The 13178-nt window shown below is 54.4% G+C and carries 13 protein-coding genes; 4 read left to right on the top strand and 9 right to left on the bottom strand.

Features of this window, described 5'->3' with window-relative positions; translation table 11 throughout:
* Positions 1–33: 33 nt before the first annotated feature.
* The 5 genes from ACH5Y9_RS23540 to ACH5Y9_RS23520 form a co-directional block, all read right to left on the bottom strand.
* Positions 34–546, bottom strand: a complete 513-nt coding sequence (locus tag ACH5Y9_RS23540; RefSeq protein ID WP_445367787.1) for an aspartate carbamoyltransferase — start codon at positions 544–546, stop codon at positions 34–36.
* A 93-nt stretch (positions 547–639) separates the two neighbouring features.
* Positions 640–1671, bottom strand: a complete 1032-nt coding sequence (locus ACH5Y9_RS23535; RefSeq protein WP_445367786.1) for an urease accessory protein UreH domain-containing protein — start codon at positions 1669–1671, stop codon at positions 640–642.
* Between the two features lie 31 nt (positions 1672–1702).
* The gene (locus ACH5Y9_RS23530; RefSeq protein ID WP_445367785.1) at positions 1703–3553 is read right to left on the bottom strand and encodes a multicopper oxidase family protein; all 1851 of its coding nucleotides are present in this window, start codon (positions 3551–3553) and stop codon (positions 1703–1705) included.
* Between the two features lie 102 nt (positions 3554–3655).
* Entirely contained in the window at positions 3656–4582 is a 927-nt protein-coding gene (locus tag ACH5Y9_RS23525) for a sulfite exporter TauE/SafE family protein (RefSeq protein ID WP_445367784.1), read from the bottom strand.
* 13 nt (positions 4583–4595) lie between these two features.
* Positions 4596–5288, bottom strand: a complete 693-nt coding sequence (locus tag ACH5Y9_RS23520) for an MBL fold metallo-hydrolase (RefSeq protein WP_445367783.1) — start codon at positions 5286–5288, stop codon at positions 4596–4598.
* A 297-nt stretch (positions 5289–5585) separates the two neighbouring features.
* On the opposite strand from ACH5Y9_RS23520, the gene ACH5Y9_RS23515 reads away from it, so the two are divergent.
* From ACH5Y9_RS23515 to ACH5Y9_RS23505, 3 genes are all read left to right on the top strand, one after another.
* Complete coding sequence (locus ACH5Y9_RS23515) at positions 5586–6941, top strand: sigma-54 interaction domain-containing protein (protein WP_171697395.1); 1356 nt, start codon at positions 5586–5588, stop codon at positions 6939–6941.
* Positions 6942–7049: 108 nt separating this feature from the next.
* Positions 7050–7235, top strand: a complete 186-nt coding sequence (locus tag ACH5Y9_RS23510; RefSeq protein WP_171697394.1) for a hypothetical protein — start codon at positions 7050–7052, stop codon at positions 7233–7235.
* Entirely contained in the window at positions 7229–7528 is a 300-nt protein-coding gene (locus ACH5Y9_RS23505) for a type II toxin-antitoxin system RelE/ParE family toxin (protein WP_445367782.1), read from the top strand. Before ACH5Y9_RS23510 ends, ACH5Y9_RS23505 begins: the two co-directional genes overlap by 7 nt.
* Positions 7529–7553: 25 nt before the next feature.
* On the opposite strand, the gene ACH5Y9_RS23500 is transcribed toward ACH5Y9_RS23505, so the two are convergent.
* Genes ACH5Y9_RS23500 through ACH5Y9_RS23490 form a run of 3 tightly spaced genes read right to left on the bottom strand, consistent with a single transcriptional unit; the run spans position 7554 to position 10523 of the window.
* Positions 7554–8342 carry a F0F1 ATP synthase subunit gamma gene (locus ACH5Y9_RS23500; RefSeq protein ID WP_445367781.1) on the bottom strand — a complete coding sequence of 263 codons (789 nt, stop codon included), beginning with the start codon at positions 8340–8342 and terminating at the stop codon, positions 7554–7556.
* Entirely contained in the window at positions 8339–9775 is a 1437-nt protein-coding gene (locus ACH5Y9_RS23495; protein ID WP_445367780.1) for a F0F1 ATP synthase subunit alpha, read from the bottom strand. The genes ACH5Y9_RS23500 and ACH5Y9_RS23495 overlap by 4 nt, the downstream gene beginning before the upstream one ends.
* The gene (locus ACH5Y9_RS23490; protein WP_445367779.1) at positions 9768–10523 is read right to left on the bottom strand and encodes a F0F1 ATP synthase subunit delta; all 756 of its coding nucleotides are present in this window, start codon (positions 10521–10523) and stop codon (positions 9768–9770) included. The genes ACH5Y9_RS23495 and ACH5Y9_RS23490 overlap by 8 nt, the downstream gene beginning before the upstream one ends.
* A gap of 243 nt (positions 10524–10766) precedes the next feature.
* On the opposite strand from ACH5Y9_RS23490, the gene ACH5Y9_RS23485 reads away from it, so the two are divergent.
* Complete coding sequence (locus tag ACH5Y9_RS23485) at positions 10767–12875, top strand: acyltransferase family protein (RefSeq protein ID WP_205451497.1); 2109 nt, start codon at positions 10767–10769, stop codon at positions 12873–12875.
* A gap of 34 nt (positions 12876–12909) precedes the next feature.
* Here ACH5Y9_RS23485 and ACH5Y9_RS23480 read toward each other — a convergent pair whose 3' ends face one another.
* Positions 12910–13176 (bottom strand): F0F1 ATP synthase subunit C, encoded by a 267-nt coding sequence (locus ACH5Y9_RS23480; protein WP_020483596.1) that lies wholly within the window; start codon positions 13174–13176, stop codon positions 12910–12912.
* Positions 13177–13178: the final 2 nt, after the last annotated feature.

The following is a 13178-nucleotide window of genomic DNA, read 5'->3' as shown; positions in this document are numbered from 1 at the left end:
TTGAAGATGCACGCAGCATTTCAATCCCGACTGTCAGGGGTGGTGTTTGCCGTGATGCATTTGTTGTCCGCCTGGCACAGCATGGCGGGCGTGGTCGCTGAGTTGGGCATCGAAGTAGCTGTGCACTGCCCCAATCAGCTGCTTATCTTCACTCCGATACTCGATCTCGGCACCATTCGGCAATTCCCGATAGGCAAAACTGACTTTCCCGGCTGCCGACGCCAAGGCGTTTAGCCCCGGCATGTCATCCCCATGAATGCGCTGCGGCCCTGAAAAATCGCCAGCCGCAAAATGTGTAGCCAGTTGCGAAAGATGACTACGCACCAAGCCAATTTGTTGGCTGTCAGCGGCATCCTTGGCGATCACTTGTTGAATACCACCAGTGTCAGTCTTATTGAAGATGTGCAGGGTTTTTTCCAGCGCAAACGGCATGACATGGCTGCCGCGCTCTTGCACTTCGTCCAAGCGCGATGGATCGAAAGGTGGGATGGCCTGGACAGTAGAAACCGTTAACACCAACGCCGCAATCAGTAATAATTTTTTCATCTCTGTCTTCCTTTATCTGTAACTGCCCGTTCAGGTATCGTCGCTTGGCTTGCGAATAGTCACGGTCGACCAGGCCAGTAATAACACCTTACCTCATTGAACCGATTGGCTATGCGCTGGCATCGCCACGGGCATCTGGCCTGCCTGGACGATTTTCAAACCGCGCTGCGCCATCATCACACCCATCGCGATCAACAATATTGCGGAAACCTTTACCAACTGGCGCATGAAAACCTGCGACAACAGGCTGGCGAAGAACCCAAATCCGAGCAACGGCGCTAACGTACCGAGACCAAACCAGAACAGCATCGACGCGCCCTGTAGCGGGTCGCCGCTGCCGGCGGCCATCACATACATAGCCTGTAACGGCCCGCAGCCCAGCAAAAAACCGGTCAACAAGCCGGTACGCAAAGCACTGCGCGGTTTGCGCATTTCATCGGCAAGCTGGCGATTGACAGCCTTGGGCATGCGCAAGGTAAAACGGCGCAATACCGCAAAGACGTTGAGCATCTTCAGACCGTACAGCAACAAAAACAGGCTGGCCGCCAACGCCAGTCCGCCGCGCATTGGCGGGGTAATCGCAATAGTAGCGCCCAACAAGCCAAATCCGGCGCCGAGTGAGCCGTAGGACAAGGTCTTGCCGACTGCATAACTTAAATGCGCCAGCAGTTGGCGGGACTTGGCTTGACGAGGATCGGTGTAACCCACCACAAAACCGCCGCACATACCGATACAATGAAAACCGGTGAGAAAACCGATGCCCAACAATACCGCTTGGTCCATGTGCGGTGATATTTGTTGCATCACACCGGGCATCAAACTCTTGCCCCAGAACGTCACGCCGCCGACCGCCAACAATAACAACAGAAAAATCAACAGGCCTTTCAGCTTACCGCCGGCAGGCCGCGGCGTCAGTGCCACAGCGTAACCCTTGGCACGAATGGCTTGGTCTATCACCGCTTCGTCGGAAAGCTGGTCGTCGAATTGCACATCCACCGTCGCGCGCGCATAGCTGACATCCAGCGTTATCACACTCGGCAAATCGGCCAGCGCTAGGCGAATGGTGTCTTCGCAACCAGGGCAGTGCATGCCCTGGATCGTCAAATGCCTGTTGATCATCGTCATATCCCTATCCCTGACAATTGGCGCTTTCCGGTTAGACCACCAGGAAATCGCGCATCATGCCCATATCTTCATGTTCCAGGTTATGGCAGTGGTACATGAACAAACCTTTAAAATCCTGGAAGGGCTTGATGATTTTGACCCGCTCGCCCGGCATCACCAACACCGTGTCTTTCCAGCCGCCTTCGATAAAACCCTCTTTAACCGTGGCGTAATCTGCGCTTTCGTTATTGGCGATGGTTCGGCTCAGGATTTGAAAATATTGGCCGTGCAAATGAATCGGATGGGCCATAGACATCATCATACCCATACCGCCTCCCATACCGCCCATGCCGCCCATCTGATGCTCACCGGCTTCTGCGTTCTCGCCGCCGTGATGCATGCCCATCATACCCATGCGCCGATGCTCACCTTCGCCCTGGTTGTTATCACCATGCCGCATACCACCCATCATGCCCATACCGCCCATTTTGTGAGAACCGGCATCGGCCTTTTCGGCACTGCCGTGCTCGCCACCGGCTTTGTCGCCGTGTCCGCCACCGCCATGCGCATGAAAAATTTCCAGCAATTGCACGGTATTTACGGGAATGCGCTCGCTCGGCAAAACATCGTTATAGGCATAAGGCCGGCCATTTAAAACCATGCGCATCGGCCCTTCCGAAATAGCGATGGGCACCGGTTTACCGGGGTTGACGGTGTCGTTTACGCTGTAATGGTTAATTTTCGCCAGGCTGTTGGGTAATTTTGGACTGTCACTTTGCTGCCGGGTGACTTTCACCGTAAAAATCGGATAGTCGCTACCCACCGGTATGGCGCTAGCATGCATACCCATGCCGCCACCCATACGGCCATGATCGCCTTGACCACCGCCCATCATCCGTTCGGCCATGCCCGGCAATACGCCGGAAAAAGAACGGCTGCGCAACACCAACTGAGAGCCAACTTTACGCCCGCTGAAATCCGCCCAAATATCCAAACGCTCGCCGGGGGCCAGCATCACGTAAGGTTTATTGACCGGTGCTTCCAACAAACCGCCATCGGTGCCGATGACGGTGATAGGCGATTTGTCGTCCCAAGCCAGTTTGTAGATGCGCGCCGTTGAGCCGTTGAGGACGCGGAAACGATAAGCTCGACTGGCTACGTCGAGCTGAAAATTGGGGCGACCGTTCACTAAAATCCGGTCGCCGTAAAAACCCATCATTCTGTCGTGCATGGCATGCACATATTGCAATTGATTATTCGCGTCGAACTTGCGGTCCTGAATCACGATCGGCACTTCGTATTCGCCGCCAGGCAGTTCCAGGCGCCGTTCTTCCTCGTCGTTCACCAAAATCGCACCCGCCAAACCATGATAAACCTGCTTGGCGGTGGTGTTGTGCGGATGCGGATGGTAAATATTCATGCTGGCGCGGTTGAGCATTTCAAATTCGTACACAAACACTTGGCCGCTGTCTATCGTGTACAGCGGATGCCCGTCCACTTCCGCAGGTACATGCAAACCATGCCAGTGGGTAATGCTCGGTTCGTTAAGCTGATTATGCAGATTGATTCTGATCTTTTGGCCCTTTTCGAAGCGCAGTATCGGCCCCAAATAAGAGCCGGGAATTTCCGTTAAAGTCTGCGCTGGTCCCTTCACCAACTTGGCAAAATATTGCTGCACGCGCGTGGGCTGGCCGGGCAAAATAGCCACCGCGTTTGGTTTGCAGATCAAGTCCAATTCCACGTCCGGATGAAAGTTGGCCGAGGCTTTGCGCGGTGGCATCGTCGGCATCTCGGCCATGTTCTCCATCGCTCTCAGCCATGCGGGCGCCGCAGCCCACGCCATTAATCCCGCTCCACTTTGTGCAAAAAAGCGCCGACGTGACGTATTGATTGAATAAGACATATACCCTCCTCAAACGATTTTTTATAGTTATACGCCAGGCGGTTGGCACCGGATGGCGGAATCAACGGCGTAGCACAACCGTCAATATTAGTCTAGCCTAATTCAAAGGTGATGGCGGGGCGACATTGGCAACGCTTCTCTGCGCGGCGTATGGCTATGAATGCGGTTACCTATCAAACCGAGCGCCAACAAGGCGGCCAATCCTGCCAAGCCTCGTCGCCAGGCACGTTCGTCATCCTGCCACAGCTCTAACGATGCCCATAGTTGCCAGCTCAGCGCGTTAAACAATACATAAACCGCCACCAGTATCACGAACCAACCAAACCCGCGGCGTAACGCGGTCGCGCTGATGAAGTTGGATAACCAGCCACCCAGAAAACTGCCCATTACCGCACCCGCCGTCACCAACGCCATCAAGGGAATATCCAGTTGGGCGTGATTCGCGTAGCCGCTCAAGCCGGCGCTGGCGTTCATGACAATAACCAGTAACGACGTACCGATAGCCGCCGGCATAGGCAAACCCACCAGCAAGGTCAATGCCGGCACGATCAAAAATCCGCCACCGACCCCCACCAAGCCGGTCAGCCCGCCGACCAAAACCCCGTCGAATAACAATCGCAATACCGGTGTTTGTAAAGGACACATCGGTAACGTCTGCTCAACAGCCGGCTGGCTTGGCGTTTTCTTGAAAATCATCGCCAGACCCGTCAACAAGGTAATCGCTCCAAAAAACACCATGAGCCAGTCCCCGGAAAAATGCCCGGCCAAACGGCCACCGCCGAATGCGCCGAGCATCCCGGCCAAACCGAATACCAGCGCGCTTTTCCAGCAGACATGGCCGCGCCGCGCATGTGGGATCAACGCCATCAGGCTGGAGACGCCTACCACCACAAATGAGGTGACGATAGCGGTCTTGGGCGGTACATGCAGCACGTAAACCAGCATCGGCACCGTCAAAATCGAACCGCCGCCACCCAACAAGCCCAACAGCAGGCCGATACAGATTGCCAAGATTAGCGTCAGGATCATCGGCTAACTCCGCCTACTCGGCCGGCGTCCCACAGGACTGATTGGCCGGCAGCGCCTGATCAATGAACTTGGGATACGCCAGCTTCAACTCGCTCATGATGCCGATGAACTCGTCACGTGTGCGCCCCTGGCCCAAACGGGTGTTTTTTGCCATTTCCTGTTTGATGGTAGACACGGTATTGCCCTGATAATCATGTCCCGGATACACCAGCGTATCAGGCGGTAATGTGAATAACTTGCCGGTGATGCTGTCATACAGCTGGCCGGCATCGCCTTGCTGGAAATCGGTGCGCCCGCTACCGCCGATCAACAAGGCATCACCGGTAAACACCCGGTCAGCCATCACATAACTGACGCAACCGCTGGTATGGCCGGGGGTATGCCGCACCTGAATATCCAAATCGCCCACTTGCAATAACACCCCGTCGGTGACCAGCAAATCGGCACACAGCGCGCCGGCATCCCGATGCACCACGCTCTTGCTGCCAAGTTTTTCCCGCAACAATCCAGCGCCGGTAATGTGGTCGGCGTGCACATGGGTTTCGAATGTGTAAATCAGCTTGAGGTTCAGGCTTTGCAGCAAATCGATATAAATCGGCAGCTCCGACGCCACCGGATCAATCAGGCAGGCACGACGGTTGCGTTCGCATCCCAACAAATAACTGTAGGTGGAGGTTTCTGTTTCGAAGAGTTGTCTGAAAATCATGACCCGCCTCATTAAGCGCAAAGTAAAAAGAATATAAGTGCTGTATATCAATACTCGTGCCAGTTTACCGGCAGTATTTATATCCGCACGGCCCACAAATCCAGCGCTATCCAGCATGGGCTAAATAGATATATACCTTTGTTTTAACTGATTATTTTAGTTTTCTTACCTTAAAGAATTAAGTCGCTAGGTTTGATGAAGCGACCTGGCGATGGCCAAGCTTGGCGTTTCAATATGAAATATTGAAACGATACTGATACACTTGAAACATCACTGAAACAAAACGAGCTTGAACGCATGGCATCTTCTTCCCCCCTATTCAAACGCTGGCTCGGCCAAATCGGCGCCGATCAAGTCGTAGAAGTGTTGACCGATTTATTCGAAAGCGGCGCAGCCTTTATCGTAGACAGCAATAGCGACATTTTGCTGTGGAGCAAAGGCGCCGAACAATTGTTCGGCCTGAACGCAACCGAGACCGTAGGCAAGCCTTGCAAAACCGCACTGAATTGCGACAGCGGCAACGATCCCTGCAATCTGGCCGAACTCGGCATCGTCAAGTCGCAAGCGGTGCGGATACATCGCCCGGATGGCCGGACGCTGAATTGTTATCGAACCGCGCGCGCCTTCTACGACAACAACGGCGGCTTCGCCGGGGCGATTGAATTTCTGCAACCGCAAAGCGACATAGCGCCCGAGCAAAAACCGGACGACAGCGACAGCTTTCACGGCATTCTGTCGCGCGACCCGGCCATGAAAGAAGCCATCAAAATCATCCGCAACGTCGCCGAAACCGAAGCCACCGTGTTAATCCGCGGCGAATCCGGCACCGGCAAGGAAATGGTGGCGCATGCCTTGCACCTGGAAAGCCCACGACACTATCAGCCGTTTCTGGCGATCAACTGCGCGGCCTTGACTCCCAGCCTGTTGGAAAGCGAGCTATTTGGCCATGTGAAGGGCGCGTTCACCGGCGCGGTGCGTAATCATGCCGGCTTGTTTCAACGTGCCAACGGCGGTACTTTATTTTTGGACGAAATAGCGGAGTTGCCACTAGAGCTGCAAGCCAAGTTGCTGCGGGTGATACAGGAGCGTAATTTCACGCCGGTGGGCGGCGATAGCGCGGTCAGCGTGGATGTGCGGATTATTGCCGCCACGCACAGATCGCTGCGCGAAGAGGTTAAGGCCGGGCGGTTTCGGGAAGACTTGATGTATCGCTTACGAGTGGTGCCGATTTTTCTGCCACCGCTGCGCGAACGTCGCCAGGACATCAGCCTGTTGCTGCAACACCTGATAGACCGGCATAACACCCAAGGCCATCGCCATATCGACCGCATCGCGCCGGAAGCGATGCGCCTGTTGCTGGATTACCGCTGGCCGGGTAATGTCCGGGAACTGAATAATGTCGTCGAATACGCCTATGCGGTAGGCCGCGGCAGCGAACTCGGCATAGACGATTTGCCACCCGAGTTTCGTGAGCCGCTTAGACCGGCAGCAACGCTTGAACAAAACTCTGCCCCGCGTCCAAAAAGTCAAAACGAAGCGGAATTGATCCGCGAAGCCTTGGCAAATAACCCGGACAATCTGGAGCAGGCCGCGCAATTTGCGGGGATGAGCCGGGCGACTTTTTGGCGAAAACGGCGGAAGTATGGGCTATAGGCTCGCTCAATTGGCAGGTTAATCACGTCAACGCCGCGCAAATATCGTATTGACGTCCCATTGATTGCGTTTTATGGTGTAGCTCCAGTCATCAATGGGACTCTATTCATGCAAGCACCCACTCTAAAACAGGAAGCGCTGGAATCGATTGACCGTTTGCCTGACAACGCAGACATGGACGAAATCATGTATCAGTTGTACGTCGTCGACAAGTTACGCAAAAGCCGCAAAGCTATCGCTGAAGACCAATTCATTCACCACGAAGAGTTAAAGCGCGAAATCGAACAATGGTGATTGTTTGGTCAAAACCCGCAAGCGAAGACCTCCACTCGATACATCAATTTATTGCTCGTGATTCCAAACTCTACGCAAACCGCGTAACGCAAGACATTCTCGCTAAAGTGGATGTACTGGCGATCATGCCAAAGCTGGGCAGGACAGTTTCCGAAATTGGCGAGGAAAATGTGCGCGAAATCGGCGTATATTCATACCGGATACTTTACGAAATAATCGGCGAAACCTTATATATCCATGGTGTGATTCATAAGCGGCGAGACTTCAAACAGGAAGATCTGCAACGGGAATAAGCACTGAATGGCTAAACGCAGACTACTAATGCCGCCCCACCATCAACTCGATTTCCTCGACGATTTCTTCCTGGCGCAGCCGGTTGCGTTGCCGTTGTAATTCTTCGCCGCCTCGCTCCAGATGCCGCAACGCGGTTTCCATCTGCATCAGCCGCATGTAGTTTTCGACCCGAATCGAGCGTAACAATAAGGCCAGCAAGGTATGAAACAGATAATGTTCGGCAACGCCTTGCGCCACTTCCGCTGCCGGCGCGAAAGTCAACGGCGGGTTTAGCCGGGCGTGGCTGGCAACATTCGCCAGAGGCCAAAGACGTTGGCTGCGCGCACCTTGTTCGTCACGAATACAAGCTATCAGCCCAAATTCGACACCGCGCAGCTCTGCCACCGCCGCCAGAATACTATCTATCGCTGCCGGCGCATCCAGACCACCTTCGGCACCGCGCAGCCGTTGCAATGCGGCGCGTTCCTCAACCATTGGGTGCAGGCGTTCGCCAAGCAGAATCAGCGGACCTTGCTGATCGGCGTTTTGCTGCCAGTAACGGATCACGTCTTCGTTAAAGCTGCCGCAAAAGCCGCGCACGGAACCGAATAACAGCCAGATGTCTTTCGCTGGCGCGCTTAAAGCCGGCTCCGGCAAGCTGTCGGCCAAATCGGCCAATGCCGTTTCCAGCGATTGCACGACTTGTTGTTGCGCGGCTTCGCGCTTACCCACTTTCCGCAATTCGGCCAAGGCAAAACTGCGCATCGCGCCGAGAATGCCGGACAAATCGTCAAACAAGGCTAAGCGCGCCTCGACTTCCCGGCGCTGGCTCATGTTTTATCCGCCAAGAGTTGCCTCAACACTGACAGCCATTGCTTTTTCGGCGAATCCAAGCTCAACGTATCCGGCAATTTTGCAAGTAGCTCTGCCAATACGCCGGCCGCCTGTTCCGGTTTGAGATTTTCCAGCAAACCCTCGCCATAGGCCAGCAACCAGGCCAGGTGCGCTCGTTCGGACAAGGGTTGCAAGCGATCCTGTTTCAATATTTCCCGCAGCAAGCGGCCGCGTTGCAGCTTTTCCTCGACACCGGCTTCCAAACGGGTACCGAAGCGGGCGAACAACTCTAGTTCCAGAAACTGCAAATAGTCCAAACGAATATGCGCGGAGGCGGTTTTGATGGCTGGATGCTGGGCCTTGCCGCCGATGCGCGACACCGAACGGCCGATGTCGATGGCCGGCAGCATACCCGCCGCGAACAGCTTGCTTTCCAGATAAATCTGGCCGTCGGTGATCGAAATCAAGTTGGTGGGGATATACGCCGACAGCTCGCCCTGGCGGGTTTCGATAATCGGCAAGGCGGTCATGCTGCCGCCGCCATAGGCCGACGACAATACGGTGGATCGCTCCAGCAGCCGGGAATGCAGATAAAAAATATCGCCCGGATAGGCTTCTCTTCCTGGCGGCCGTTGCAGTAGCAGCGATAACTCGCGGTAGGACTGGGCATGGCGCGTCAAATCGTCGTAGATCACCAAGGTGTCACGGCCCATGCGCATCCAGTGCTCGGCAATCGCGCAACCGGCAAATGGCGCCAGATAACGAAAACCCGGCAAGGCGTTGGCTTCGGCGACCACCACCACGGTATAGGCCAGCGCGTCGGCCTGACGCAGCGCTTCTAGGGTACCGGCGACGGAAGAACGCGGCTGGCCGATCAACACCATCACGCACAATACGTTGCGACCGCGTTGGTTCACCACAGCATCCAGGGCCAGCGCGCTTTTGCCGATGCCGTCGTCGCCGATGATCAACTGGCGCTGGCCCTTACCGATGGGAATCAGCGTATCGACGATCTTGCAGCCGGTGTATAAAGGTTCGGAGACGAAATCGCGCTCGATGATGGGCGGGGCGGCAGCTTCCAGGGAACGAAACTGGCGCAATTCCGGCGGCGGTAAACCGTCCAACGGACTGCCGAGCGGATCGACCACTCGCCCCAATAAAGCGTCGCCAACACCTATTTCCAGCTTGCGGCCGATATGTTGCACCGCCATGCCGGCGGTGACGCCACGGTTTTGCGACAACAGAATCGCTCCCAACACTTCCCGGCCCAACTGAAACACCAAGCCTGTGCTGCCGTCGTCGAAACCGATCAGTTCGTCCAGCCGCGCCGTTGGCAAGCCGCGGATCCAGGCGATGCCATCGCCGATGCCGGCCACGCAGCCGCGCTCAGATAAGCGCAAGCCGAATTGGTAGGGTTTAACCGACTCAACCATGATTGGCTTGGCGCCGGAAAAACGCCAGTTCGTCGGCCAGATTGGCGTGCAATTGGCATTCGCCGACTATGGCGCGCAGCCCGGCAATCAAGGCCGAGTCTTCCTTGAAGGTGATTTGCAAGGTTTGTCCAGCAGCAGTCGACAAGGCCTCCGTCACTCGCGCTTGATCGGCTTCGCTCAAGGGGTGCGCGCTAAGCACCTCGACCGCAGAAGCGGCAATCAGCATCGCCGCCGCTTTGCGCAGCGCCGCTAGTTCGCTATCCGGCATGTTAAGCAGATCCTGCAAAAATACCTCGACAATAGTCTGCGTCAATTGCGGCGAAGCCAGCCGTTGCAACATAGCCGCAGCTTGCCCGTAAGCCGCGCCCGCAGCTTCCCTTATCAAAGCGGCTTCCCGTGCCGCAATCAGCGTCTGGTTGCGGACGCGCAATTTAGCTTCTTCATCGGCTAGGGTTTGTTTCAGATTCTCCATTGCAGTATTGCGCAACTGAGTTAACTCTTCGTCTAGTTGGCGGCGACTGGTCTCCTGTTCTTGATTCCAAGCGGCTAATCGTTGTTCGTATTGTTGACGCAGGGCTTCCGCTTCGTTGCGCAAAAGCACGGCCTGCTCGGTTTCGTCTTTGATGCGCTGCTGCCGGGCATCGAGCATGGCCAGCACCGGCCGGTACAGAAAGCGTTGCAGTATCCACACCAGGACTAGAAAGTTGAGGATTTCCAGGATAAAGGTTGTCCAGTCGAATTGCATCATGGATGGGTAACCCGTTTTGTTGGATATGAACTTGCGGTGTTGTTCCGAAAATACCGCCGATCTTTTGTTTATCCGCTATCTTAAACCCCGCAATGGTTTCGATGTCTGAAAATTTAGCCTGCGCAGTTTGCCGCTTAGGCACGTCTTGAGGCTCGAATACTTACGGCTTAGAATACGGCCCGCCTTTCCAGGCTAGAGCAGATTAGATGGAAAGTCCGAACCCACTTAGCATTTCTTTACCCTATGACCTCTTTGCAAGAACACCTGTCACACCCCAAGTATCGTCCGGATATTGACGGATTGAGAGCCATTGCCGTGCTCTCGGTTATCGCCTTTCATGCCTTTCCCAGCAGTTTGCAAGGCGGCTTTATAGGTGTAGACATCTTCTTTGTGATTTCTGGCTATCTGATTTCGACCATCATTTTTCAGAACCTGGAAAAGGGTACTTTCAGCTTCACCGAGTTTTATGCCCGCAGGGTTAAGCGGATCTTCCCGGCCCTGATTCTGGTGTTAGTCGCCTGTTACGTCTTCGGTTGGTTCGCGCTGTTTGCCGACGAGTACAAGCAGTTGAGCAAGCATATTGCCGCCGGCGCGGGATTCGTTTCCAACATTGTGTTGTGGAGCGAGGCCGGCTATTTCGACAACTCCGGCGAGACTAAACCCTTGCTGCATCTTTGGAGTTTGGGCATTGAGGAACAGTTTTACATAGTCTGGCCCTTATTGCTTTGGTTTGCCTGGGAGCGGAACTTCAATCTGTTGACCATTACGGTTCTGATTGCCATCGTCTCTTTCGGCCTGAATATCACAGGCATCATCGCCCATCCTGTCGCGACGTTTTACTCCCCACAAACCCGGTTTTGGGAGCTGTTATGCGGTAGTTTGCTGGCCTGGATGACGCTCTACAAGAAGGACTCGTTCTCTGCTATCAAGCTCAAGCTCGACGGCTGGCTGGCTGGCGCGGTTTATCGAAACTCTCACGCCGCCGACGGCAAAACGCTGGCCAACGCGCTTTCCATTCTGGGCATGCTGCTGCTGGCCTTCGGTTTTTTCATCATCAATAAAGATCTCAATTTCCCTGGCCGTTGGGCGGTAATCCCGATGTTGGCTGCGGTCATGATCATATCGGCTGGACCAAATGCCTGGGTTAATCGCATCGTCTTATCCCACCCGCTGGCGGTCTGGTTCGGCCTGATCAGTTTTCCGTTGTATTTGTGGCACTGGCCTTTGCTGTCTTTTGCGCAAATCATCGAGACCGACGTACCCAGTATGAATATCCGCGCCATTGCGGTGTTGCTGGCCGTGGCATTGGCTTGGCTGACCTACATACTGATTGAAAAACCGATACGTTTGGGCAGTCACAGCAGAGCCAAGACCGCGGTACTGCTGCTGCTGATGCTAGGTATCGGCTATGTCGGTTACGCCTCATATTCTCGGGACGGACTGGGTTTTCGTAAAGCCGATGCGCAGACCAAAACCAAAATGTATGCCGACGTAAACGGCACAGTGCTCTACAACACGCCGGAGGACTGGGTCGATGAGCGCTGTAAGACGGTATTGGAGGGAGCCAGTTACAATTATTTGATGTGCCGCTTTACCACCGCCACCCCAAAAATGCTGGTGGTCGGCGATAGTCACGCCGCGCAATTTGTCTACGACTCCATTTCCAAGGGCTCGAACGATCTGGCATTGGTCGGGGTCAATGGCTGCCTGCCATTCATCGATCTGGTGAGCATTAATCCGACGGAAGAATTTGCCGAAAAATCGACACGATGCCGGGTAGTCGTTCCTATCGTGCTAAAGCTGCTGAAGGAATTCCCATCCATTCAGCGCGTAGTGTTTGCGACCAGAGGCGCGATGTATATTGAAGGTTTTGGCTTCGGCAATACTGATTCTAAAAACCTGTATCGGATTGTTAGAAGCCCGGATGATGTGTTGACGGAAAATTACAACCAATTTGTTTCCGGCTATGTCGCAACCATCAATGAGATTTTAAAGCTGGGCAAAGCGGTGGTTTTTATTGAAGACGTACCGGAGATTGGTATAAGCGCTAAAAACTGTGTGGACGAGCGCCCACTGCGTATTACAGACAAAGCGCTGCCCGAGTGCGATGTGTCCAGAAAGTCTTTTGAAGAACGGAATATAAACTACAGACGCGCGGTCGATGCCATCAATGCCGCCACGCATAAGCGGATTAAGATTTTTCCCGCCTACGAATATTTATGCGATGAATCGACTTGCGGCGGCATGCACGATGACATGTCTTATTTTTACGACGACGATCACCTTTCCATGCGCGGCAGTAAATTTATTTTCGACAAATTTACCGAATGGTTGGACAAAGAGTCCAAGTAAACGATTGGAGCGTCATATAGCAATCTGCGTTGAGTTATTTTAAAAAATATTCAAGCAGCGGATTTCTAAACAACACAATCAGGGCCACCACCAAACAATAAATCGCCAAAGACTCTATCATCGCTAAACCGATGAACAAGGTACGGGTAATGGTCTTTTCGGCTTCCGGCTGGCGAGCCAGAGCTTCCAGCGCGGCGGCGATGGCTTTGCCCATTGCCAGAGCCGGCAACATAGTGCCGAGAGCAATGACCAGACCGGCCACGCCGGTGGAAATCATGCTGAATAAATGGATGTCGTTCATGG

The organism is Methylomonas sp. BW4-1, from assembly GCF_052474385.1.
This window is presented reverse-complemented; position numbering and strand designations above follow the sequence as displayed.

Coding starts and splice junctions, on each gene's coding strand:
- ACH5Y9_RS23540 (WP_445367787.1), bottom strand. CDS start 546: ATGAAAAAATTATTACTGATTGCGGCGTTGGTGTTAACGGTTTCTACT.
- ACH5Y9_RS23535 (WP_445367786.1), bottom strand. CDS start 1,671: ATGACGATGATCAACAGGCATTTGACGATCCAGGGCATGCACTGCCCT.
- ACH5Y9_RS23530 (WP_445367785.1), bottom strand. CDS start 3,553: ATGTCTTATTCAATCAATACGTCACGTCGGCGCTTTTTTGCACAAAGT.
- ACH5Y9_RS23525 (WP_445367784.1), bottom strand. CDS start 4,582: ATGATCCTGACGCTAATCTTGGCAATCTGTATCGGCCTGCTGTTGGGC.
- ACH5Y9_RS23520 (WP_445367783.1), bottom strand. CDS start 5,288: ATGATTTTCAGACAACTCTTCGAAACAGAAACCTCCACCTACAGTTAT.
- ACH5Y9_RS23515 (WP_171697395.1), top strand. CDS start 5,586: ATGGCATCTTCTTCCCCCCTATTCAAACGCTGGCTCGGCCAAATCGGC.
- ACH5Y9_RS23510 (WP_171697394.1), top strand. CDS start 7,050: ATGCAAGCACCCACTCTAAAACAGGAAGCGCTGGAATCGATTGACCGT.
- ACH5Y9_RS23505 (WP_445367782.1), top strand. CDS start 7,229: ATGGTGATTGTTTGGTCAAAACCCGCAAGCGAAGACCTCCACTCGATA.
- ACH5Y9_RS23500 (WP_445367781.1), bottom strand. CDS start 8,342: ATGAGCCAGCGCCGGGAAGTCGAGGCGCGCTTAGCCTTGTTTGACGAT.
- ACH5Y9_RS23495 (WP_445367780.1), bottom strand. CDS start 9,775: ATGGTTGAGTCGGTTAAACCCTACCAATTCGGCTTGCGCTTATCTGAG.
- ACH5Y9_RS23490 (WP_445367779.1), bottom strand. CDS start 10,523: ATGATGCAATTCGACTGGACAACCTTTATCCTGGAAATCCTCAACTTT.
- ACH5Y9_RS23485 (WP_205451497.1), top strand. CDS start 10,767: ATGACCTCTTTGCAAGAACACCTGTCACACCCCAAGTATCGTCCGGAT.
- ACH5Y9_RS23480 (WP_020483596.1), bottom strand. CDS start 13,176: ATGAACGACATCCATTTATTCAGCATGATTTCCACCGGCGTGGCCGGT.